The following is a 22,156-nucleotide window of genomic DNA, read 5'->3' as shown; positions in this document are numbered from 1 at the left end:
ACGAAATAATATGCAAAAGTTTGATACCAGGACCTTCCAGGGCTTGATCCTGACCTTACAGGATTACTGGGCTCGCCAGGGCTGCACCATCGTTCAACCATTGGACATGGAAGTCGGCGCGGGGACATCTCACCCAATGACCTGCCTGCGTGCACTGGGGCCGGAACCGATGGCGACTGCTTATGTGCAGCCTTCTCGTCGTCCGACCGACGGGCGCTATGGCGAAAACCCGAACCGCTTACAGCACTACTATCAGTTCCAGGTAGTGATTAAGCCGTCACCGGACAATATTCAGGAATTGTACCTGGGTTCTCTGAAAGAGCTGGGTATGGACCCGACCATTCACGATATCCGTTTCGTGGAAGATAACTGGGAAAACCCGACGTTGGGTGCCTGGGGTCTCGGTTGGGAAGTGTGGCTGAACGGCATGGAAGTCACGCAGTTCACCTACTTCCAGCAGGTTGGTGGTCTGGAATGTAAGCCAGTTACCGGGGAAATCACCTACGGTCTGGAACGTCTGGCTATGTACATTCAGGGCGTAGACAGCGTTTACGACCTGGTCTGGAGCGACGGTCCGCTGGGCAAAACAACCTACGGCGACGTGTTCCATCAGAACGAAGTGGAGCAATCCACTTACAACTTCGAATACGCCGATGTGGACTTCCTGTTCACCTGCTTCGAGCAGTACGAGAAAGAAGCACAGCAACTGCTGGCGCTGGAAAACCCGCTGCCACTGCCTGCGTATGAACGTATTCTGAAAGCCGCCCATAGCTTCAACCTGCTGGATGCGCGTAAAGCCATCTCCGTCACCGAGCGCCAGCGCTATATCCTGCGCATTCGCACGCTGACCAAAGCAGTGGCAGAAGCTTACTACGCTTCCCGTGAAGCCCTTGGCTTCCCGATGTGCAACAAAGACAAATAAGAGGCGGCCATGTCTGAGAAAACTTTTCTGGTGGAAATCGGCACTGAAGAGCTGCCACCAAAAGCACTGCGCAGCCTGGCTGAGTCCTTTGCTGCGAACTTTACCGCGGAGCTGGATAACGCTGGCCTCGCGCACGGCAATGTTGAGTGGTTTGCTGCTCCGCGTCGTCTGGCGCTGAAAGTCGCTGCCCTGGCGGAATCTCAACCCGATCGTGAAGTTGAGAAGCGTGGACCGGCAATTGCCCAGGCGTTTGATGCTGAAGGTAAACCGAGTAAAGCGGCGGAAGGTTGGGCGCGTGGTTGCGGTATCACCGTTGATCAGGCTGAGCGTCTGACCACTGATAAAGGTGAGTGGCTGCTGTACCGTGCGCACGTGAAAGGCGAAAGCGCTGAAGCGATGCTGCCGAACATGATTGCGACTTCGCTGGCGAAGCTGCCGATCCCGAAACTGATGCGCTGGGGGGCGTCTGACGTCCACTTCGTGCGTCCGGTTCACACTGTGACCCTGCTGCTGGGCGACAAAGTGATTCCGGCAACGATTCTGGGGATTCAGTCCGATCGCGTGATCCGCGGTCATCGTTTTATGGGCGAGCCGGAATTCACCATCGATTCTGCCGATCAGTATCCAGAAATCCTGCGTGAGCGTGGCAAAGTGATCGCGGATTACGCTGAGCGTAAAGCGAAAATCAAAGCCGATGCTGAAGAAGCAGCGCGTAAGATTGGCGGTAACGCTGACCTGAGCGAAAGCCTTCTGGAAGAAGTCACCTCGCTGGTGGAATGGCCGGTAGTGTTGACTGCGAAGTTCGAAGAGAAATTCCTCGCGGTGCCGTCTGAAGCGCTGGTACACACCATGAAAGGTGACCAGAAGTACTTCCCGGTTTATGCGAACGACGGCAAACTGCTGCCGAACTTTATCTTCGTTGCTAACATCGAATCGAAAGACCCGAGCCAGATTATCTCCGGTAACGAGAAGGTGGTTCGTCCGCGCCTGGCAGATGCCGAGTTCTTCTTCAATACTGACCGTAAAAAACGTCTGGAAGACAATCTGCCGCGTCTGCAAACCGTGCTGTTCCAACAACAGCTGGGTACGCTGCGTGACAAGACTGACCGTATTCAGGCGCTGGCGGGCTGGATTGCCGAACAGATTGGCGCTGATGTAAACCACGCAACGCGTGCTGGCCTGCTGTCCAAGTGCGACCTGATGACCAACATGGTCTTCGAGTTCACTGACACCCAGGGCGTAATGGGCATGCACTACGCGCGTCATGATGGCGAAGCGGAAGATGTGGCCGTCGCGTTGAACGAGCAGTATCAGCCGCGCTTCGCCGGTGATGACCTGCCGTCTAACCCGGTTGCCTGTGCGGTGGCGATTGCCGATAAGATGGACACCCTGGCGGGTATTTTCGGTATCGGTCAGCATCCGAAAGGCGACAAGGACCCGTTTGCACTGCGTCGTGCCGCGCTGGGCGTGCTGCGTATCATCGTTGAGAAGAACCTGAATCTGGATCTGCAAACGCTGACGGAAGAAGCGGTACGTCTGTATGGCGACAAGCTGACCAACGCCAACGTGGTGGATGACGTTATCGACTTCATGCTGGGTCGTTTCCGCGCCTGGTATCAGGACGAAGGCTATACCGTAGATACCATTCAGGCCGTGCTGGCGCGTCGTCCGACTCGTCCGGCTGATTTCGATGCGCGTATGAAGGCGGTCTCGCACTTCCGTACGCTGGAAGCCGCTTCTGCACTGGCTGCCGCGAACAAGCGTGTATCGAATATTCTGGCGAAGTCCGAAGAAACGCTGAATGAGCGTGTCAATGCAGCAACGCTGAAAGAGCCAGAAGAAATTGCGCTGGCGATGCAGGTTGTGGTGTTGCGCGATAAGCTGGAGCCTGTCTTCGCTGCGGGGAACTATCAGGAAGCGCTGGTTGAATTAGCTGAGCTGCGCGCGCCGGTCGATGCGTTCTTCGAGAAAGTGATGGTGAACGTAGAGGATAAAGACCTGCGTATTAACCGTCTTTCTATGCTCGAAAAACTGCGCGAGCTGTTCCTGCGCGTGGCGGATATTTCGCTGCTGCAGTAACGGTTCTGAGCTGATTTAGAAAATGCCGGATGGTGGCTGTGCCTTATCCGGCCTACAAGAAAGACACCAGTAGGCCGGATAAACATTGCGCTATCCGGCATTTTTTTATGCTGTTAGCGCAGTTGTAATTTTGTCAGGCAGGTCTGGCTATCTTCCATCGTTTTAATGGGATACTCGGCTGATTTACCGTTGTAGCTTACCGCGATGGTACCTGTCATATTGCGCGGTAACCAAATCCCGACAAAACCATTTCGGCCACTTTTCATCTCTTTTTGTACAACCACATCCCCTTTGCTATCCGTCACTTTGACGTTGAATTTTTTCCCAGGCATTTCTCCCTGACAACCGGAAAGGCTGTGGTTGAAACAAGGGTGCGTTTGCCACTCATAGGGGGCAAACGACAGATAGAACTTATCGCCGAGCGGCATCGTATACACCTGGTCGCCCGAAGACAGCTTCAGCGCGGTACTGGTGACAGAGGCTGAGTACGGCAGCGGGCGACTCTGGGGGGATTGGTCAATGGTCTCGACTATTTGCTCGACGGATTTCCCGCTGAGTCCGTGTTCAGCCAGGAAATTGGCTTCCGGTGTTGCCGCGAAGGCGGTACCGGTTGTGAGCAAACCTAAAAATAACAGCAGTGAGGATTTCGACATAGCTTCAATTCCTTGTGAAAATTGTGGAATATAAACTCGCTCACTATAAAGCTTGCCCTTAGGGAAAGGTCAAAGGTGTGATGGGTAAAGTAATGCAAAGACGTGTTCGGGAGAGGGGGCGTGGAGAACAAATAAAAAAAATCCCCGCCGTTTGGCAGGGATCTTGAATTCTGAGCTTTTTAAGCTTACAGGCTGGTTACGTTGCCAGCTGCCGGGCCTTTAGCGCCGCTTTCGATGGTGAAGGAAACTTTCTGACCTTCGTCCAGAGATTTGTAGCCATCGTTCTGGATAGCAGAGAAGTGTACGAACACGTCTTTAGAGCCATCGTCAGGAGTGATGAAGCCGAAACCTTTATCAGCGTTGAACCATTTTACGATACCAGTCATTTTACCGGACATAGTGTATTACCTTTTAAAAAATAAGTGTGCCTTTCGGCGATATGGCGTGCTCTACAGATTTTTTAACAGTAAAGGAAATGCTCACTACGAGGGGTATCAATGATAACTCTTGAAGGGACTTGCCTTACTAAACTGCTTTAATGGTCTGTACGTCAAACCGTTGAGCGCATTAACTCATTTTACGCCCGTGGATGCAACTACTATTTTCTTATTTGTGGATACCCTCCGTAAGGGAACGGTCCTTTTACCGGACCGTTCTTCAGAAAAATTAAAAAATAGCTCAATCCATCAACTGTTTACTTAATCGAGGGTCTGCCTGAATCAGACGCATCAACTTCAATTCGGTACTGGATGGCTTCACGCGTTTAGACTCCCATTCATGAACCATCGCGACCGTTACGCCCATCACCCGGGCGAAATCATCTGTTTTTAAACCTGTCCCTCGTCGTAGTTGTTCAAATTCAGCGAAAGGGTTGGTTTTTTGCGTCTGAGTAACTGTCTGCGATACATCTTTAAAAACAATCTGCTCCAGACTGCTTAGCAGTTCAAACATAGGATCTTTGTATTCCATTGAGAACTCCTATAAATCACACAGCGGGATCGTGAATTTCATCGAAGCTCATTAAGCGTAGTCGGAAAAAATGAAGGCGAATTTAAGGTATGCGTTGTGGATTCGTTTCAGCGAATCGCGGGTGACAACCTTTAGTTGGCTAACGAACTGATAAAGGTCGGGATCTCCGATCGAACCCTTCCAATTGTAAAGATGACTAAAATAGACCGCCGTTATGTGAATGGAGCATTGTTGAGCAAAACACCGGGTGGTGGAAACCGTTATTTTCCCCGACAAGATTACGCGGAAAGGGTATCTTGCGGGGCTGACCTGGACTATCCTTGTCAACGTCAGGCACGCGGGTGTCGTTGTGCGCATTTTTGGGTGAAAGGAGTATTAAAATGGCGACAGGTAAGTCCTGCTCTCGCTGGTTTGCGCCTGTTTTGGCGCTCTTAATGGTAGTTGGCCTGAGTGGGTGTTTTGATAAAGAAGGCGATCAACGCAAAGCGTTTATCGATTTTCTGCAGAATACTGCAATGCGTAGCGGAGAGCGTTTACCGACGCTTACTGCCGATCAGAAAAAACAGTTTGGCCCGTTTGTGTCCGATTACGCGATTCTTTATGGCTATTCACAGCAGGTTAATCAGGCAATGGACTCCGGTCTGCGCCCGGTTGTTGATAGCGTAAACGCAATCCGTGTTCCTCAGGATTACATGACTCAGCGTGAACCGCTGCGTCAGGCAAATGGCGCGCTGGGCGTGTTAGGACAACAGTTGCAGAATGCGAAGCTACAGGCAGATGCTGCCCATGGCGCGCTGAAGCAGGGTGATGATCTGAAACCTGTCTTTGATCAGGTTTACAGCAAAGTCGTGACCGCACCGGCAGAGGCGTTACAGCCGCTGATCCCAGCCGCGCAAGTTTTCACGCAGCAGTTGGTGCAGGTAGGCGATTTTATCGCGCAGCAGGATGCGCAGGTGAGCTTTGTTGCGAACGGCATCCAGTTCCCAACCTCACAACAGGCCAGTCAGTACAATACGCTGATTGGCCCGCTGGCGGCGCAGCATCAGGCATTTAATCAGGCATGGACTGCTGCGGTGAGTGCCGCGCAGTAATCGTCGTACGGTAAGACACATTAAAGGCCGGGTGAGCACCAATGCTACCCGGCCTTTTGTGTTATTTGGCCACTTGCGGATTTACGCAGTTCTTCTCAACTTTTCCCTGCAGTGCGTCAATTAAGTTATCCACAGCACAAGCCGCCATGTTATAGCGCGTTTCATGCGTGGCTGAACCAATATGCGGCACCGCCACCACATTCGGCAGTGACAGCAGCGGTGAGTCTGACGGCAACGGCTCTTGTTCAAACACATCCAGCCCAGCGGCATGAATCTCCCCGCTTTGCAGAGCGGCGATCAGTGCGTTCTCATCCACCACCGGGCCACGCCCGGCGTTAATGAAAATGGCAGAAGACTTCATTTTGGCAAACTGTTCGGTACTGAACAGATGGTGGGTTTCGTCCGTTAACGGCAGAATCAGGCAAACAAAGTCCGATTCTTGCAGCAGCGTATCCAGGTCGCAGTAGCGCGCGTTGAAACGTTCTTCCGCTTCCTGATGGTGGCGGCGCGCGTTGTAGAGAATCGGCATGCTAAAGCCGAAATGCGCGCGTTGTGCCAGCGCCAGCCCAATACGTCCCATGCCGACAATACCCAACGTCTTATGGTGAACATCGGTACCAAACCAGTCGGCTCCGATGCTTTTTGTCCATTCGCCTGCCTTCACGCGTTCAGCGACTTCCACCACGCGTCGCGCCGTACTTAACACCAGCGCCATTACCGTGTCCGCCACGGTTTCTGTCAGCACCGTTGGCGTGTGCATCAGCAGCACCTTACGTGCGTTTAAGGCTTCAACATCGAAATTGTCATAGCCTACGGAAATGGTCGAGGTCGCACGCAGTTTGGGCATTTTCTCCAGCAGGGCGGTATTGACGGCTTCACTGGAGCCCAGCAGGCCTTCCGCGCTGGCAAAGGCTGCGGCGTGCTGTGCTACGGTTTCCGCACGCAGGTTAGGCACCTGAGTGACAGTAAAATGCTCTTCCAGGCGATGCAGTAAATCGTCAGGTAACGCTTTATAGAGAATAATGGACGGCTTCATGCGAATCTCCGTAAGTTAAAATTTAAGCGTGGCGTGCGCCAATAGGTAGCTGTTGATTATTAGCAGGCTTAACAATAAGAGTTAGCCATACTGAGACAAAAAGCGCTACCCCCATAAAAATGTATGAGGCGGACGGGCTGCCGGTGGTGCCATTGAGGTAGCCGACAAACCAGGAACCAAAGAAGGAGCCTAATGCGCCCATGCTGTTGATCAACGCCATGGCTCCCCCAGCGACGTTGCGCGGCAACATCTCAGGAATGATGGCGAAGAAGGGACCATACGGGGCGTACATCGCCGCGCCGGCGATAACCAGCAGTGTGTAAGAAATCCAGAAGTGGTCTGCGCCAACGGCCCAGGAGCCAATAAAGGCGAAAGCGGCAATCAGCAGCAGTGGCCAGACAAACAGCTTACGGTTTTGCAGTTTATCGGAAGCCCATGAAACCAGGATCATCGCCGCCGTTGCGGCCAGATACGGAACGGACGAAAGCCAACCGACCTCTACCATACCCAGGTTGGCACCGCCGCTGCGGATAATTGACGGCAACCACAGAACAAAACCGTAGACGCCAATACTCCAGGCAAAGTACTGCATGCACAGCAGAATAACGTTACGTGAACGGAACGCTTCGCCGTAGTTACGCACGGCTTTGATACCCTGCTGTTCTTTTTCTAACTGGGCCTGCAGCGCGGCTTTTTCGGATTCTGACAACCAGCCCACCTGCGACGGTTTATCTTTTACCAGTACCCACCAGCAGAACGCCCAGATGATGGCCGGAAAACCTTCAATGATGAACATTTCACGCCAGCCCAGCGCCTGAATCAGGTATCCGGACACGACGGACATCCACAGGACGGTGACAGGGTTACCGAGGATCAGGAAGGTATTGGCACGCGAACGCTCGGACTTCGTAAACCAGTTGCTGATATAAATCAGCATGGCCGGCATGACCGCGGCTTCAACGACGCCAAGAATGAAGCGAATGGCGGCCAGCATCGGAATGTTGCTGACCATCCCGGTCAGTGACGCGCAGGCGCCCCACAGAATCAGACAGACAAAAATCAGTTTACGTACGCTGCGGCGTTCGGCGTAAATTGCGCCTGGGATCTGGAAGAAGAAATAGCCGAGAAAAAACAGCGCGCCCAGCAGGGAAGAGATCCCTTTGGTAATGCCGAGGTCCTCGTTGATACCGGCGGCGGAAGCGAAGCTGAAGTTCGCGCGGTCAAGGTACGCCAGGCTGTACGTGATAAACACGATTGGCATGATGTACCACCAGCGTTTTGCTGCATTGGTTGAGCTATTCATAGACTGCCCTCTGGTTATGCTGATACGCCGCCTCTGTCTGTAGGGTACAGAGTTGGCCGGGAATTTATTCCCCTAATTGTTCACGTGTGGGTAATCCTTCGCTGTCGCCCTGAACCTGAATGGCCAGAGCGCCAATTTTATTGCCCCGGGTCACTGCCTGATGCAGCGTTCGGCCTTCCAGCAGCGCGCTGATCACGCCGACGGCAAAGCCATCACCCGCGCCGACGGTATCGACCACGTTGTCGACTTTCACCGGCGCGACGCTGCCTTGCTCGCCGCTAGCTGCTTTGTACCAGGCCCCATCAGCCCCGGTCTTCACGATGACGGCCTTCACGCCATGACGCAGATAAAAGTCTGCAATGGCTTCTGGTGTCTGTTGTCCGGTTAAAATCATGCCCTCTTTTAACCCCGGCAGTACCCAGTCAGCCTGGAATGCCAGTCGGTTGAGTTTTTCCACCATCTCGCCTTCGCTTTTCCACAGTACCGGGCGCAAATTCGGGTCGAACGAGATGGTCTTCCCCTGGGCCTTCATGGTGCGGGCGGTGTGCGCCAGTAGTTCATATGAACTGGCAGACAGCGCAGCCGCAACGCCGCTCAGGTGCAGGTGGCGTGCGCTGGAGAAATACTCATCGTGATAATCCTCAACGCTGAGATGGCTGGCTGCAGAGCCTTTGCGGAAATATTCCACAATGGGATCGGTTCCATTTTCGACTTTAGATTTAAGCTGAAAGCCGGTAGCGTAGCGCCCGTCCAGAGTGACTCCCTGCGCATCAATCCCTTCTTTCTCCAGCGACTTAATAATAAAACGGCCAAAACTGTCGTTACCCACGCGGCTGACCCAGCCTACGTTCAGACCCAGGCGAGCAAGTCCGGTTGCCACATTAAGTTCAGCGCCTGCAACGCGTTTAATAAACTGTTCCACGTCCGCCAAATCACCGGTTTGCGTGGCGACAAACATCGCCATCGCTTCACCAATGGTGACAACGTCCAGTGAGTTTTTCATGTGTTACTCCTTGCGTAATAGAGCGACGTAGTGACGGGTAACCGCCGTTAAGTCTTGCCCTTCCAGGGGGAATTCAATGCCGCGCGGAACATCTGCGGGCAACGTGTCCAGCAGCGCCAGCCAGCGTGATTCCGTGTGATCCGGCGGCACGGCACGGTAACTGTCACTATGTGGTGTGGCGGCTTTCACATGGATATATCCAACGCTTGAGGCCAACTGCTGTGCAGCCTCTTCCGGAGAATCACCTACCCACAACCAGTTACCCATATCGAAGGTCAGAGAAATGGGCAGATTGAATGCCTGACAGGCATCGTTAAAGCGCTTCATCGGTTGCAGGCGTCCACAGGATGTCTGATCGTTTTCGACAACCAGCTCCATCCCGCTGTTGTCCAGCCATTCGCGCAACACGTCGAACTGTCCGTCATGGGCAAAATGGCCGAGGGAAACTTTTAACCACAGTGCTTGCAGGGCTTGCGCTTCCTGGAGTAATTCCGGAAGGCGAGGATTAAGATTTCCGTCTTCGGTGAACAGCGGTTCGGGGGCGGAGTAGCATGCCAGCAGGCCGAAAATCTCAATCGCAGAGGCCATTGTTGGCAGTGTTTTTAGCTCGGCGTCGGTCAGCATCTCGCGGCGGATTTCAACCCCGTCAGCACCGGCTTCGGCAATGATGGGCAGCAGGGCCGTTTGCCCACCTGCGGCGCGTACCTGGTCGTAGCCGTAAGCGGCAGTGACCACCATAATTTTTCTTTTCATGGAAACTCCAAAACTAGCGTTCTTGCTATAACGCTAGATGGAACCGGTTCCAAAGAAAAGCCCGTGATATTGAATTTATGATCACCATCACGAAGGAAATTTAGCGGGCGGTGGAGCCACGAACGATCAGTTCGCCGGAAAAAACCTGTTCCTGGATTGCGTCTGAGTCGCCATCGATCCGGCGTACTACCTGCTCGACGGCGGTGTAGCCAATCTGCCAGGTGGGCTGTTTTAGCGTGGTGATGCCGACGCCAGCCAGCTCGGCCCATTCCAGCTCGTCGAACCCGAGCAGACCGATGTCGCTGCCCCAGTTGAGGCCAATACGCTTTAACGCGCGGGCAACCTGCAACGTCAGGGCGCCATTGGCAGAGATAACGGCTTTGCGCATCCCACGATGCTGCTGGTGAAACTGGCGCAGCGTGTCATCGAGCTGCGTATTGTCCGTTAGCGGGACTTCGGCATTTTGTGCGATGACACCAGGGTATTGTGCGAGCGTGGCGCGAAAGGCGCTCAGGCGCTCGCGGCGAGTATTCACCATCCCCAGCGGCTCGCTAAGGAACAGAATGGCTTCAAAACCTTGTTCAAGCAGGTGTTCAGTGGCAACGCTCGCTGCCTGGGTATTATCCAGTCCGACCATATCGCAGGCGAAATCGGGAATTTTACGATCAATCAGTACCATTGGCAGCGCAGACTGTTGCAGACGGTTCAGTCCTTCTTCACGCATCCCGACGGCGTTCACCACGATCCCTTCGACCTGGTAGCTGCGCAGCAGATCGAGATAATGCAGCTCCTGATCCACTTCGTTGTTCGTGTTACAGACCAGCGGGGTAAAACCTTTGTCACGGCAGGCGGCTTCAATACCGCTTAACACGTTGACGGAGTAGGGGTTGGTTATATCAGCGATAATCAGGCCAATCAGGCGAGTACGCCCATGCTTCAGGCCTCTGGCCATCAGGCTGGGACGGTAGTCGAGTTCGGCAATGGCTTTTTCAATGCGGGCTAACAGCGCGTCGGATAGCAGATGCTTTTCACCATTGAGGTAGCGTGAAATGCTGGTCTTGCCGGTTTTTGCGGCCTTTGCCACATCGCTGATGGTTGCCCGTGCTGATTTGCTCATCGCTGATTTCCCTGGATTTAGTGAGAATACCTTAGCGGGAAAATCTGACGAAGCAAGTAATTTGCCCGGTGGCGCTGTGCTTACCGGGCCTATATGTCGAACGTGGGCCGGGTAAGGCGAAGCCGCCACCCGGCTCAACGATTACTGCACAGGACTCAACGTAATCTCTACGCGACGGTTCTGCGCTTTACCTTCAGCCGTGCTGTTGCTGGCGATGGGGTTCGCCGGGCCCATACCCTGAGTGCGAATGCGGTTCGCTGCCACGCCCTGGGTAATCAACGCGCTGGCGACGGAGTCGGCACGCTGCTGTGACAGACGCATGTTCAAATCGTGGCTGCCAGTGCTGTCGGTGAAGCCCAACACGTTGACGGCGGTTTTATTGTACTCTTTCAGTACCATTGCCACACCGGTCAGCGTGTTTGCGCCCGCCGGTTTCAGGTTGGCGCTGCTGCTGTCGAAGGTGACATTGTTTGGCATGTTCAGAATGATGTTATCGCCGCTACGCGTCACGCTGACGCCTGTTCCCTGCATTTTCTCGCGCAGTTTTGCTTCCTGCACATCCATGTAATAACCGATACCGCCACCTACAGCCGCACCTGCCGCTGCACCAATCAGCGCGCCTTTGCCGCGATCTTTCTTCGAAGACGAGAGTGCGCCAATACCCGCACCAACCAGTGAACCGATACCCGCGCCGATGCCGGATTTCCCTGCTTCTCGCTCGCCGGTGTAAGGGTTTGTTGTGCAGCCAGATACCGCCAGGGCGCCGCTCACGATGGCAGCAATAACAAATACACGTTTCTTCATCTTAATTCCTTAATGACTTTTTTCTTCTTTACCACAGCGACCGTGGCGGTTGATTATGACGTCTGAACATGAAGAAAATTCCAGGGAAGACTCTGAAATTTGTAAGTAACATTGAACGACATAACAATAAGCCGTCACATCGCATTCAGGAGCGCCATCTTGGCTAATTCACCTGCACATTACCCGGTGTTAACTGCCGCACACTGGGGGCCCATTCTTGTCGAAACCGATGGCGAGACTGTTTTTTCATCCCGGGGGGCATTACCCACCTCTCATCCCAACTCGCTGCAAACCGTGGTTCGCGATCAAGTACACAGTAAAACGCGGGTACGTTTTCCCATGGTGCGTAAAGGATTCCTTGCCTCGCCGGATAATCCGCAAGGCGTGCGCGGGCAGGATGAGTTTGTTCGTGTTAGCTGGGACGATGCACTGAATCTTATCGATGCGCAGCATAAACGCATCCGTGACAGTTACGGTCCAGCCTCGATTTTTGCCGGCTCGTACGGCTGGCGGTCGAACGGTGTATTACACAAAGCGGCGACCCTGCTGCAGCGCTATATGGCGCTGGCGGGGGGTTATACCGGGCACCTGGGGGATTATTCTACGGGGGCGGCACAGGCCATCATGCCGTATGTGGTAGGTGGCAACGAAGTTTACCAGCAGCAGACCAGTTGGCCGATGGTGCTGGAGCATAGCGATGTGGTGGTGCTGTGGAGTGCTAACCCACTGAATACGCTTAAAATTGCCTGGAATGCTTCTGACGAACAGGGTATTGCTTACTTTGAAGCGCTGCGCGATAGCGGTAAGCGATTGATCTGCATCGATCCAATGCGATCGGAAAGTGTGGCGTTCTTTGGCGACAAGATGGAATGGATTGCCCCGCATATGGGGACCGACGTAGCGTTGATGCTGGGTATCGCGTATACGCTGGTGGAAAACGACTGGCATGACGAGGATTTTCTCGCCCGTTGTACAACCGGATATGATTCGTTCGCCGACTACCTGCTGGGTAAATCCGATGGGGTAGCGAAAACGGCAGAGTGGGCTGCTGAAATTTGTGGTATTCCGGCAGCGAAAATACGCGAACTTGCAGCAATATTTCACCAAAATACCACCATGCTGATGGCCGGTTGGGGTATGCAGCGTCAGCAGTATGGCGAGCAAAAACACTGGATGATCGTCACGCTGGCCGCCATGCTCGGTCAAATTGGCACGCCCGGCGGTGGCTTTGGACTGTCGTATCATTTTGCCAACGGAGGAAACCCGACGCGTCGTGCAGCGGTACTGGCTTCGATGCAAGGGAGCCTCAAAGGCGGCACCGACGCGGTGGATAAAATCCCGGTGGCGCGTATCGTCGAGGCGCTGGAAAATCCCGGCGGTTTCTATCAGCACAACGGTATGGATCGGCATTTCCCGGACATCCGCATGCTCTGGTGGGCCGGGGGCGCAAACTTCACGCATCACCAGGACACCAATCGTCTGATCCGCGCCTGGCAAAAGCCGGAACTGGTGGTTATCTCGGAGTGTTTCTGGACCGCTGCGGCGAAGCATGCCGATATCGTGTTACCCGCGACAACCTCTTTTGAACGTAACGATTTGACCATGACCGGAGACTACAGCAACCAGCATCTGGTGCCGATGAAGCAGGTCGTACCGCCACAGGCTGAAGCGCGCAACGATTTTGATGTTTTTGCCGAGCTGAGTGAACGTTGGGAAAAAGGCGGATATGACCGATTCACTGAGGGGAAAAGCGAACTGGCGTGGCTGGAAACATTTTACGACATTGCTGCGCAGCGTGGTGCCAGCCAGCAGGTTGCACTGCCGCCCTTCGCTGAGTTCTGGCAAAAGAATGCACTGATCGAAATGCCGGAAAACGCCGCAAATACGCAGTTCATCCGTTTTGCTGATTTTCGCCGCGATCCACAGGCGCATCCGCTGAAAACGGACAGTGGAAAAATTGAAATCTATTCTGCAAAAATTGCAGGTTACGGCTATGCAGACTGTGCAGGACACCCGATGTGGCTGGAGCCTGATGAGTGGTTCGGCAACGCCGAACCCGACCAATTGCAGGTGCTCTCCGCCCATCCGGCTCACCGTTTGCACAGCCAGCTCAACTACAGTGCGTTACGCGAACAGTATGCGGTGGCGGATCGGGAGCCAGTGACGATTCATCCGCAGGATGCGCAAGCGCGGGGGATTGCAGATGGCGATACGGTCAGGGTGTGGAACCACCGTGGGCATATCCTGGCGGGTGCTGTTGTGACGACAGGGATCAAACCCGGCGTCATCTGTATTCACGAGGGGGCCTGGCCTGATTTGGACCCTACCGCCGACGGTATTTGTAAAAATGGCGCTGTTAACGTGCTGACCAAAGATCTCCCCAGCTCGAAGCTGGGGAACGGCTGTGCGGGCAATACCGCGCTGGCGTGGCTGGAGAAGTACAATGGGCCTACGCTGACACTTACCGCGTTTGATCCACCTGCCAGCCCATAATCCAGGTTGGATGGTGAGTCTCTTCCTGCCACGCGCTGTCTTCAATGCGAAATCCCAGTGCGTGGTAGAAGTTTACCGCTGATTGATTCTTCTGGTAGACCTCCAGGCTGAGCCACGAAAAGCGCTGCTGCACATGTTGCACCAGCGCTTTGCCGATGCCGCTTCTGATGGCGGAAGGTTCTACAAACAGCGCGCCTAAAAAGCGCTCTTCCATCACGCTGGCAAAACCTTTGAGCACACCGTTTTCTTCCCACACCCAGGTTTGCGCAGCGGGCAGGTAGACATCACGTACGATAGGCTCACTCTCGCGCCAGTAGCGTTCTTCGATAAAAGGATGGGCAAAAATGGTGCTTTCCATCCACAGTGCCAGAATGGGTGCCAGATCGTCAGCATTGGATTCACGAATCATGTTGTTCTCCTGGGTAGCACATGCAGCCGATGACATGGTCGTTGACCAGACCGCATGCCTGCATAAAGGAGTAACAGATGGTGGTGCCAACAAACTTAAATCCCCGTTTTTTTAACGCTTTAGAAAGTGCGTCAGAGGCGGGCGTTGAAGTAGGGATATCGCTCAGACTGGCTGCACGGGTTAACTGCGGTTGGTTATCGACGAATGACCAGACGAACTCGCTAAACGGCTCACCGTTTTGCTCCATTGCCAGCCAGGCGCGGGCGTTGCCGATAATGGCCTGAATCTTTCCTCGATGGCGAATAATACCGGCATCCAGTACCAGCCTTTCTACATCCTCTTCGGTCATCGCCGCAACGGTTGCAGGATCGAAGTGGTGGAATGCCTGGCGATAGTTTTCCCGTTTCTTTAGTACCGTTATCCACGACAGCCCAGCCTGCTGGCCTTCAAGGCAGATCATTTCGAACAGCTTTTTACCATCGGTTTCCGGGACGCCCCATTCCTTGTCATGATAGGCAATGTATAGTGGATCCTGACTGACCCAACCGCAACGCTGCATACTCTTCCTCGCTGTTTTTACTGGCGTAAAAATTTCATTCGGCCCGCCTTGACGCGCCCGCTAAAAAGACAATATTTAATACAGGGCCTCATGTGCCCGATATCCTTTAAACAATGACAATAATATCGCCGAATTCGGCTCTTTTCTGGAGTCGCGTTGATGATTATAAGAAACAGTAGTGGTCGTCAGAGGTTAATCCTGGCGAACGTCATCGTCTGTGCGCTGTTTGCCAATACGGCATATGGCTGGCAACAAGAATATATCGTTGATGCGCTGTCCGGTCATACGTCGGAACGTTATACATGGGACAGCGATCACCAACCACGTTATAACGACATCCTGGAAGAGCGTATTCGCTCCACCCAGAACGTGGCGGGGCCGGTGGTGAATCTTGCGGACCAAGCGGCTCTGGATGCGACCAGCGGTATGAGTGTGGGCTGGAATTTTCCCCTTTCCCGTAAGGTGACGACGGGGCCCGTCGCAGCCCTGCATTATGATGGTTCAACCACATCTACCTACAACGAATTTGGCGACAGTGTGACTTCGTTAACGCTGACCGATCCGATGTGGCATGCCAGCGTCAGTACCTTGGGCTGGCGGGTCGACTCGCAGTTTGGTGATGTGCGGCCATGGGCGCAAATCAGTTATAACCAGCAATTTGGTGAGAATATCTGGAAGGCGCAATCGGGCCTCAATCGTATGGCGGCGGCGAGTCAGGAGGGTAACTGGGTCGATGTCACTGTCGGTGCAGATATGCTGCTGAATCAGCATATGGCTGCCTATGCGGCACTTTCTCAGGCAGAAAACAGTACGAATAACAGCGATTATCTGTACACCATGGGAGTGAGTGCCAAATTTTAACGAAAAAAAGCCTGGTTAAAACATCTGTGTTACATATTGGGATCAATAATCACACGCATTCCAGCGATAGCGTGCACTAACTCCGGCAATAAAATTCAGTAACCCGACTTTTTGTCTCGTCATTCATTCCGCAATCCAGGCATTTCATTCCGTCCTGATGGCATTTCATGCCGTTTTCCCCAGGTCATAAAAGCACTTCGGTATGGTTGTCGGCAGAGAATTTCCCATTTTGTTTATGCAGGAAGACTGCCATGAAAACTTCTGATTATCAGCGTACCCGGTGGCTGACACTGATCGGCACCATCATTACCCAATTTGCATTAGGTTCTGTTTATACCTGGAGCCTGTTCAATGGCGCACTCTCTTCAAAACTTGATGCACCGGTTAGTCAGGTCGCATTTTCCTTTGGTTTGCTGAGTCTGGGTCTGGCGATCTCTTCTTCCGTCGCCGGGAAGCTTCAGGAACGTTTCGGCGTGAAACGCGTCACCATGGCATCCGGTATCTTACTGGGTGTGGGCTTCTTCTTAACCGCGCATTCTGACAGCCTGATTATGCTGTGGCTGAGTGCCGGTGTACTGGTTGGCCTGGCTGACGGTGCAGGATACCTGTTAACCCTGTCCAACTGCGTGAAATGGTTCCCTGAGCGTAAAGGGCTGATTTCCGCCTTTGCGATCGGTTCTTACGGCCTGGGTAGCCTCGGCTTTAAATTTATCGACAGCCAACTGCTGAGCACAGTGGGTCTGGAAAAGACCTTTATGATTTGGGGCGCGATTGTACTGGTGATGATTGTCTTTGGCTCCACGCTGATGAAAGATGCGCCAAACCAGGAAGTTAAAGCCGTAAATGGCGTGGTAGAGAACGACTACACGCTGGCGCAATCCATGCGTAAACCACAGTACTGGATGTTGGCAGTGATGTTCCTGACAGCATGCATGAGCGGGCTTTACGTGATTGGTGTCGCGAAAGATATCGCCCAAAGCCTGGCAAAAATGGATGTGGCAACAGCAGCGAATGCGGTAACTGTTATTTCTATCGCGAACCTGTCAGGTCGTCTGGTTCTGGGTATTCTGTCCGACAAAATTTCCCGTATTCGCGTTATCACCATTGGTCAGGTTGTTTCGCTGGTGGGTATGGCGGCGCTGCTTTTTGCTCCGCTGAATGAAGTGACATTCTTCGCAGCCATTGCCTGTGTCGCCTTCAACTTCGGTGGCACCATTACGGTTTTTCCGTCACTGGTGAGTGAGTTCTTCGGCCTGAATAACCTCGCGAAAAACTATGGGGTCATCTACCTGGGCTTCGGGATTGGCAGCATCTGCGGGTCAATTATCGCCTCGCTGTTCGGCGGTTTCTATGTGACCTTCTGCGTTATCTTTGCGCTGTTAATCATCTCGCTGGCGCTGTCCACGACCATTCGCCAGCCGCAGCGTAGTGTATTTACTGAGGCACACGCCTGATTTTACTCTTTGTCTGATTTATACACGGCGCATATATTTACAAAAATATATGCGCCGTTTGCATTCTCCATAAGCACTTTTCTCCCCTCCTGTGGTCTACTTAGCCGCGCCCGTAGACATTTCATCTCTGCTGTTGTCGCATTTTTCCCTGTTTGGTTCGATTGACCACTTCACAGGGTGTTTTTATCCCGATTCCCAGGGTTTTTTTGCATGAGATACATTAAATCGATGACGCAGCAAAAGCTTAGCTTCTTGCTTGCGCTCTATATCGGTCTGTTTATGAACTGCGCAGTTTTTTATCGCCGCATCGGCAGCTATGTGCAGGAATTTACCGCGCTGAAAGGAATCTCTGCGGTTGTTGAATTAGCCGGCACCGTGCTGGTTACCTTCTTTTTACTTCGTCTTCTGTCTCTGTTTGGTCGGCGGGCCTGGCGTGTACTGGCTACCTTTGTGGTGCTGTGTTCCGCTGGTGCCAGCTATTACATGACCTTCCTGAATGTGGTAATTGGCTACGGCATTATTGCCTCGGTCATGACAACCGATATTGATTTATCAAAGGAAGTTGTGGGCTGGCATTTTATTGTGTGGCTGGTCTCGGTCAGCATCTTACCGCTGCTGCTTATCTGGAGTAATCGCTGCCGCTATACCCTGTTAAAACAGATACGTACGCCAGGTATGAGATGGCGTAGCGTGGCCGTTGTTCTGTTGGCTGGCTTGATGGTGTGGGCGCCGATTCGGTTACTGGGAATACAGCAGAAATCGGTTGAACGGGAAACGGGTATTGATTTGCCCAGCTACGGTGGCGTAGTGGCAAATTCATATTTGCCTTCAAACTGGTTGTCTGCGCTGGGTCTGTATGCCTGGGCGCAGGTTGATGAGTCTTCAGATAACAAGTCGCTGATGAATCCGGCGAAGAAATTTACCTACGTCGCCCCCAAGAATATTGATGATACCTACGTCGTGTTTATTATCGGCGAAACGACCCGTTGGGATCATATGGGTATTTTTGGCTACGAGAGAAATACTACGCCAAGGCTGGCTCAGGAAAAAAACCTGGCCGCTTTCCGCGGATATTCGTGTGATACGGCAACCAAACTTTCGCTACGCTGTATGTTTGTTCGTGAAGGCGGAGCAGAGGAAAACCCGCAGCGTACGCTGAAAGAACAAAACGTCTTTTCCGTACTCAGCCAGCTAGGTTTTAATACCGATCTCTACGCGATGCAAAGTGAGATGTGGTTTTACAGCAACACGATGGCGGAGAACATCGCATATCGTGAGCAGATTGGCGCTGAGCCGCGTAACCGTGGCAAAACGGTTGACGATATGCTGCTGATTTCTGAGATGCAGCAATCAATCAAACCGGACGATAATGGTAAGCACCTGATTATCCTGCATACCAAAGGCTCACACTTTAACTACACGCAGCGCTATACCCGTGAGTACGCCCAGTGGAAGCCGGAGTGTGTCAATGTTGATAGCGGTTGTTCGAAAGCGCAGATGATTAACTCATTTGATAACTCGGTAACCTATGTTGACCACTTTATCACCAAAGTGTTTGACCAGCTGCGCGATAAGAAAGCGATCGTGTTCTATGCTGCCGATCACGGTGAGTCGATCAACGAGCGTGAACACCTGCACGGTACGCCACGTAAAATGGCACCACCAGAGCAGTTCCGCGTTCCTATGTTGGTGTGGATGTCTGATAAGTATCTGGAAGACCCCGATCATGCGAAAGCCTTCGCCCACCTTAAGCAGGAGGCTGATATGAAGGTTCCGCGTCGCCATGTTGAACTGTACGACACCATTCTCGGTTGCCTTGGATATACCTCGCCAAACGGCGGTATAAATGAGAATAACAACTGGTGTCATGTCCCGGACGATAAGAAGGTTGTAGCCCGGTAATGGGCTGCTGACTTTCTCACCGATCGAATGGCATTTTGATACTAAGGGATTGACGGGCGCGCAGCTGAGCAGTAAGATGCGCCCCGCATTCGGTGATTGGCGCAGCCTGGTAGCGCACTTCGTTCGGGACGAAGGGGTCGGAGGTTCGAATCCTCTATCACCGACCAAATTAGAAAAGCCCGCTCTTTGAGCGGGTTTTTTGCGTTTGTGGCTTTTGTAGGCCTGATAAGCGAAGCGCCATCAGGCAAAACATCACGCTATAACAGACATCGCCGGATGCGGCGCAAGCGCCTTATCCGGCCTACGAACGCAGTGCCATCAGGCAAAACATTTACACCGTTTTGGCATCGCAAGCACCTTATCCGGCCTACAGGCAAGCGCTGACAGGATGTATTTTGCGGTTTCCCATCCCTATTTTGACCTTCATTTTATCTGCAAAAATTGTGCACCACTTCCCACTGACTGTTAACGATTCTGTGACATATTCCATTGCCTTTTTTTATATTTGCTTGAATCTTTTTTTGCGTTACTTATGGCTGAACCCAGCATTTTCCGCTGTGCGTTTTAACGTTCATGGTATTAATCGCTCAGATATGCAGCATGTGTTGAGAAAATTTTCATAATTTGCATAAATGTTAATCACCAAATGTTTCTGAATATGAAGATATTTATTCTGGCATAGTGCGCGTAGCACAAATTTCCCTGCTGAAAATACCCGCCTGCACTTTTTTTAATCTTTGTTTGCCAATTCTCACCGTTGGTGTAAATCACGGTTACCTGTATTGACGTTTTCACATTCTGTTGACAGATTGTAGGGCATGAGGGGCATTTCATGGAGAATCCGCACTGCAACTCAGTCGCTTATGTGAACGGAATCCCCATCCTCTTAACGCCGACCCGGCCGGGTAAAAAACAAAAAAGGCCAGGCGGTGCAAACCCACTGCAAAGGGTAAAACAACAAACATCACATTTGGAGCAGAAGAATGAGTATTTCCTTGAAGAAGTCAGGGATGCTGAAGCTTGGTCTGAGCCTGGTGGCTATGACCTGCGCCGCAAGCGTACAGGCTAAAACTCTGGTTTATTGTTCAGAAGGATCTCCTGAAGGCTTTAACCCGCAGCTTTTCACCTCTGGTACTACCTATGATGCCAGCTCCGTACCGATCTATAACCGCCTGGTTGAATTCAAAACCGGTACCACCGAAGTGATCCCCGGCCTTGCTGAGAAGTGGGAAATCAGCGAAGACGGTAAAACCTATACCTTCCACCTTCGCCCTGGCGTGAAGTGGCAGGACAATAAAGAATTCAAGCCGACGCGTGATTTCAACGCTGATGACGTGGTGTTCTCTTTCGATCGTCAGAAAAATGCTCAGAACCCGTACCATAAAGTTTCTGGCGGCAGCTACGAATATTTCGAAGGGATGGGTCTGCCAGACCTGATCAGTGAAGTGAAAAAAGTGGACGATAAAACTGTCCAGTTCGTACTGACCCGTCCGGAAGCACCGTTCCTGGCTGACCTGGCCATGGACTTCGCCTCTATTCTTTCTAAAGAATATGCGGACAACATGCTGAAAGCCGGTTCGCCGGAGAAAGTTGACCTGAACCCAATCGGTACCGGTCCGTTCCAGCTGCAGCAGTACCAGAAAGATTCTCGTATTCTGTATAAAGCGTTCGACGGCTTCTGGGGCACCAAGCCGCAGATTGACCGTCTGGTCTTCTCCATTACGCCTGACGCTTCCGTGCGTTATGCCAAACTGCAGAAAAATGAATGCCAGGTGATGCCGTATCCGAACCCGGCGGACATTGCGCGCATGAAGCAGGACAAAAATATCAATCTGATGGAGCAGGCTGGTCTGAACGTCGGTTATCTCTCTTTCAACACCGAGAAGAAACCGTTTGATGACGTGAAAGTTCGTCAGGCGTTGACCTATGCGGTAAACAAAGAAGCGATCATCAAGGCTGTTTATCAGGGGGCTGGCGTTGCCGCAAAGAACCTGATCCCGCCGACCATGTGGGGCTATAACGACGACGTTAAAGATTACAACTACGATCCTGAGAAAGCGAAAGCACTGCTGAAAGAAGCCGGTCAGGATAAAGGCTTTACCGTTGAACTGTGGGCAATGCCGGTACAGCGTCCGTATAACCCGAACGCGCGCCGTATGGCTGAAATGATCCAGGCTGACTGGGCGAAAATTGGTGTTCAGGCCAAGATTGTTACCTACGAATGGGGTGAGTACCTCAAGCGTGCCAAGTCTGGTGAACATCAGGCTGTAATGATGGGCTGGACCGGTGATAACGGGGATCCGGATAACTTCTTCGCCACGCTGTTTAGCTGTGCTGCGGCGAAAGATGGCTCCAACTACTCTCGCTGGTGCTACAAGCCGTTTGAAGATCTGATTCAGCCGGCACGTGCAACCGATGACCACAACAAGCGTATTGAGCTCTACAAACAGGCTCAGGTTGTGATGCATGACCAGGCACCTGCGCTGATCATTGCTCACTCCACCGTGTACGAGCCAGTGCGTAAAGAAGTCAAAGGCTATGTGGTTGATCCATTAGGCAAACACCACTTCGAAAACGTTTCTGTCGAATAATTAAAAGCAATTAAGGAAGCGCTGCGCCCCGGTATTGTGTAAGCCGGATAAGCGCAGCGCCCTCCGGCGTAATGCTTTACCCGCGATGCAGTTTGCGTGGGATAAGATTTGTGAGCAATACAGACGCACTGTCACCAGGCTGCGCGTCATTAGAGAG

General features: G+C 52.6%; 20 protein-coding genes and 1 tRNA gene. 10 read left to right on the top strand and 11 right to left on the bottom strand.

Annotation, left to right across the window (positions count from 1 at the left end):
* The first annotated feature begins 10 nt into the window (after window positions 1-10).
* Window positions 11-922: a glycine--tRNA ligase subunit alpha gene (gene glyQ / locus NNO08_RS02055; RefSeq protein ID WP_001168551.1), complete on the top strand. Its 912-nt coding sequence runs from the start codon at window positions 11-13 to the stop codon at window positions 920-922.
* A gap of 9 nt (window positions 923-931) precedes the next feature.
* Window positions 932-3,001 carry a glycine--tRNA ligase subunit beta gene (glyS, locus tag NNO08_RS02050; protein WP_271456080.1) on the top strand — a complete coding sequence of 690 codons (2,070 nt, stop codon included), beginning with the start codon at window positions 932-934 and terminating at the stop codon, window positions 2,999-3,001.
* A gap of 113 nt (window positions 3,002-3,114) precedes the next feature.
* Here glyS and cueP read toward each other — a convergent pair whose 3' ends face one another.
* The 3 genes from cueP to NNO08_RS02035 form a co-directional block, all read right to left on the bottom strand.
* Complete coding sequence (cueP, locus tag NNO08_RS02045; protein ID WP_271440384.1) at window positions 3,115-3,654, bottom strand: copper-binding periplasmic metallochaperone CueP; 540 nt, start codon at window positions 3,652-3,654, stop codon at window positions 3,115-3,117.
* Window positions 3,655-3,839: 185 nt separating this feature from the next.
* A complete protein-coding gene (gene cspE / locus NNO08_RS02040; RefSeq protein WP_000014594.1) occupies window positions 3,840-4,052 on the bottom strand; it encodes a transcription antiterminator/RNA stability regulator CspE in 213 nt (70 codons plus the stop codon).
* Between the two features lie 280 nt (window positions 4,053-4,332).
* Complete coding sequence (locus NNO08_RS02035) at window positions 4,333-4,623, bottom strand: HTH-type transcriptional regulator (protein WP_048213664.1); 291 nt, start codon at window positions 4,621-4,623, stop codon at window positions 4,333-4,335.
* Window positions 4,624-5,003: 380 nt separating this feature from the next.
* Here NNO08_RS02035 and NNO08_RS02030 point away from each other — a divergent pair, with 380 nt between their 5' ends.
* On the top strand, window positions 5,004-5,714 hold the full coding sequence (locus NNO08_RS02030) for a DUF3053 domain-containing protein (RefSeq protein ID WP_271456079.1): 711 nt from the start codon (window positions 5,004-5,006) through the stop codon (window positions 5,712-5,714).
* A gap of 61 nt (window positions 5,715-5,775) precedes the next feature.
* Here the strand turns inward: NNO08_RS02030 and ghrB are convergent, their stop codons facing one another.
* The 6 genes from ghrB to NNO08_RS02000 form a co-directional block, all read right to left on the bottom strand.
* Entirely contained in the window at window positions 5,776-6,750 is a 975-nt protein-coding gene (gene ghrB / locus NNO08_RS02025) for a glyoxylate/hydroxypyruvate reductase GhrB (RefSeq protein WP_202037453.1), read from the bottom strand.
* A gap of 22 nt (window positions 6,751-6,772) precedes the next feature.
* Window positions 6,773-8,053, bottom strand: coding sequence for an MFS transporter (locus NNO08_RS02020; RefSeq protein ID WP_137382051.1), 1,281 nt, complete (start codon window positions 8,051-8,053; stop codon window positions 6,773-6,775).
* A gap of 64 nt (window positions 8,054-8,117) precedes the next feature.
* A complete protein-coding gene (locus NNO08_RS02015) occupies window positions 8,118-9,056 on the bottom strand; it encodes a sugar kinase (RefSeq protein ID WP_271456078.1) in 939 nt (312 codons plus the stop codon).
* 3 nt (window positions 9,057-9,059) lie between these two features.
* On the bottom strand, window positions 9,060-9,809 hold the full coding sequence (locus NNO08_RS02010) for a sugar phosphate isomerase/epimerase family protein (protein WP_271456077.1): 750 nt from the start codon (window positions 9,807-9,809) through the stop codon (window positions 9,060-9,062).
* Window positions 9,810-9,909: 100 nt separating this feature from the next.
* Entirely contained in the window at window positions 9,910-10,926 is a 1,017-nt protein-coding gene (locus tag NNO08_RS02005; RefSeq protein WP_271456076.1) for a LacI family DNA-binding transcriptional regulator, read from the bottom strand.
* Between the two features lie 141 nt (window positions 10,927-11,067).
* Window positions 11,068-11,730, bottom strand: a complete 663-nt coding sequence (locus tag NNO08_RS02000; protein WP_271440388.1) for an OmpA family lipoprotein — start codon at window positions 11,728-11,730, stop codon at window positions 11,068-11,070.
* Between the two features lie 159 nt (window positions 11,731-11,889).
* Here NNO08_RS02000 and NNO08_RS01995 point away from each other — a divergent pair, with 159 nt between their 5' ends.
* Window positions 11,890-14,223, top strand: a complete 2,334-nt coding sequence (locus tag NNO08_RS01995) for a molybdopterin guanine dinucleotide-containing S/N-oxide reductase (protein WP_271456075.1) — start codon at window positions 11,890-11,892, stop codon at window positions 14,221-14,223.
* On the opposite strand, the gene NNO08_RS01990 is transcribed toward NNO08_RS01995, so the two are convergent.
* Window positions 14,192-14,632: an N-acetyltransferase gene (locus NNO08_RS01990; RefSeq protein WP_271456074.1), complete on the bottom strand. Its 441-nt coding sequence runs from the start codon at window positions 14,630-14,632 to the stop codon at window positions 14,192-14,194. The two genes, NNO08_RS01995 and NNO08_RS01990, sit on opposite strands and share 32 nt — an antisense overlap.
* A complete protein-coding gene (gene tag, locus NNO08_RS01985) occupies window positions 14,622-15,191 on the bottom strand; it encodes a DNA-3-methyladenine glycosylase I (RefSeq protein ID WP_271456073.1) in 570 nt (189 codons plus the stop codon). The genes NNO08_RS01990 and tag overlap by 11 nt, the downstream gene beginning before the upstream one ends.
* Window positions 15,192-15,350: 159 nt before the next feature.
* On the opposite strand from tag, the gene NNO08_RS01980 reads away from it, so the two are divergent.
* The 6 genes from NNO08_RS01980 to dppA all read left to right on the top strand — a co-directional run bounded on the left by NNO08_RS01980 (window position 15,351) and on the right by dppA (window position 21,999).
* Window positions 15,351-16,052, top strand: coding sequence for an autotransporter outer membrane beta-barrel domain-containing protein (locus NNO08_RS01980; protein ID WP_271456072.1), 702 nt, complete (start codon window positions 15,351-15,353; stop codon window positions 16,050-16,052).
* 251 nt (window positions 16,053-16,303) lie between these two features.
* Window positions 16,304-17,506 carry an L-lactate MFS transporter gene (locus NNO08_RS01975; RefSeq protein WP_048213653.1) on the top strand — a complete coding sequence of 401 codons (1,203 nt, stop codon included), beginning with the start codon at window positions 16,304-16,306 and terminating at the stop codon, window positions 17,504-17,506.
* Window positions 17,507-17,716: 210 nt separating this feature from the next.
* A complete protein-coding gene (eptB, locus tag NNO08_RS01970) occupies window positions 17,717-19,408 on the top strand; it encodes a kdo(2)-lipid A phosphoethanolamine 7''-transferase (protein ID WP_271456071.1) in 1,692 nt (563 codons plus the stop codon).
* 90 nt (window positions 19,409-19,498) lie between these two features.
* Window positions 19,499-19,575 (top strand) — tRNA-Pro (locus NNO08_RS01965).
* A 665-nt stretch (window positions 19,576-20,240) separates the two neighbouring features.
* Entirely contained in the window at window positions 20,241-20,477 is a 237-nt protein-coding gene (locus tag NNO08_RS01960; RefSeq protein ID WP_137398959.1) for a hypothetical protein, read from the top strand.
* Complete coding sequence (gene dppA, locus NNO08_RS01955) at window positions 20,392-21,999, top strand: dipeptide ABC transporter periplasmic-binding protein DppA (protein ID WP_271456070.1); 1,608 nt, start codon at window positions 20,392-20,394, stop codon at window positions 21,997-21,999. Before NNO08_RS01960 ends, dppA begins: the two co-directional genes overlap by 86 nt.
* The last annotated feature ends 157 nt before the right edge of the window (window positions 22,000-22,156 follow it).

Origin of the sequence: Citrobacter sp. Igbk 17, assembly GCF_028069775.1 — a bacterium.
Taxonomy (GTDB): domain Bacteria; phylum Pseudomonadota; class Gammaproteobacteria; order Enterobacterales; family Enterobacteriaceae; genus Citrobacter.
Note: the sequence above shows the minus strand (reverse complement) of the source record. Positions and strands in the feature narration are given on the sequence as shown.

Coding starts and splice junctions, on each gene's coding strand:
- glyQ (WP_001168551.1), top strand. CDS start 11: ATGCAAAAGTTTGATACCAGGACCTTCCAGGGCTTGATCCTGACCTTA.
- glyS (WP_271456080.1), top strand. CDS start 932: ATGTCTGAGAAAACTTTTCTGGTGGAAATCGGCACTGAAGAGCTGCCA.
- cueP (WP_271440384.1), bottom strand. CDS start 3,654: ATGTCGAAATCCTCACTGCTGTTATTTTTAGGTTTGCTCACAACCGGT.
- cspE (WP_000014594.1), bottom strand. CDS start 4,052: ATGTCCGGTAAAATGACTGGTATCGTAAAATGGTTCAACGCTGATAAA.
- NNO08_RS02035 (WP_048213664.1), bottom strand. CDS start 4,623: ATGGAATACAAAGATCCTATGTTTGAACTGCTAAGCAGTCTGGAGCAG.
- NNO08_RS02030 (WP_271456079.1), top strand. CDS start 5,004: ATGGCGACAGGTAAGTCCTGCTCTCGCTGGTTTGCGCCTGTTTTGGCG.
- ghrB (WP_202037453.1), bottom strand. CDS start 6,750: ATGAAGCCGTCCATTATTCTCTATAAAGCGTTACCTGACGATTTACTG.
- NNO08_RS02020 (WP_137382051.1), bottom strand. CDS start 8,053: ATGAATAGCTCAACCAATGCAGCAAAACGCTGGTGGTACATCATGCCA.
- NNO08_RS02015 (WP_271456078.1), bottom strand. CDS start 9,056: ATGAAAAACTCACTGGACGTTGTCACCATTGGTGAAGCGATGGCGATG.
- NNO08_RS02010 (WP_271456077.1), bottom strand. CDS start 9,809: ATGAAAAGAAAAATTATGGTGGTCACTGCCGCTTACGGCTACGACCAG.
- NNO08_RS02005 (WP_271456076.1), bottom strand. CDS start 10,926: ATGAGCAAATCAGCACGGGCAACCATCAGCGATGTGGCAAAGGCCGCA.
- NNO08_RS02000 (WP_271440388.1), bottom strand. CDS start 11,730: ATGAAGAAACGTGTATTTGTTATTGCTGCCATCGTGAGCGGCGCCCTG.
- NNO08_RS01990 (WP_271456074.1), bottom strand. CDS start 14,632: ATGATTCGTGAATCCAATGCTGACGATCTGGCACCCATTCTGGCACTG.
- tag (WP_271456073.1), bottom strand. CDS start 15,191: ATGCAGCGTTGCGGTTGGGTCAGTCAGGATCCACTATACATTGCCTAT.
- NNO08_RS01980 (WP_271456072.1), top strand. CDS start 15,351: ATGATTATAAGAAACAGTAGTGGTCGTCAGAGGTTAATCCTGGCGAAC.
- NNO08_RS01975 (WP_048213653.1), top strand. CDS start 16,304: ATGAAAACTTCTGATTATCAGCGTACCCGGTGGCTGACACTGATCGGC.
- eptB (WP_271456071.1), top strand. CDS start 17,717: ATGAGATACATTAAATCGATGACGCAGCAAAAGCTTAGCTTCTTGCTT.
- NNO08_RS01960 (WP_137398959.1), top strand. CDS start 20,241: ATGGAGAATCCGCACTGCAACTCAGTCGCTTATGTGAACGGAATCCCC.
- dppA (WP_271456070.1), top strand. CDS start 20,392: ATGAGTATTTCCTTGAAGAAGTCAGGGATGCTGAAGCTTGGTCTGAGC.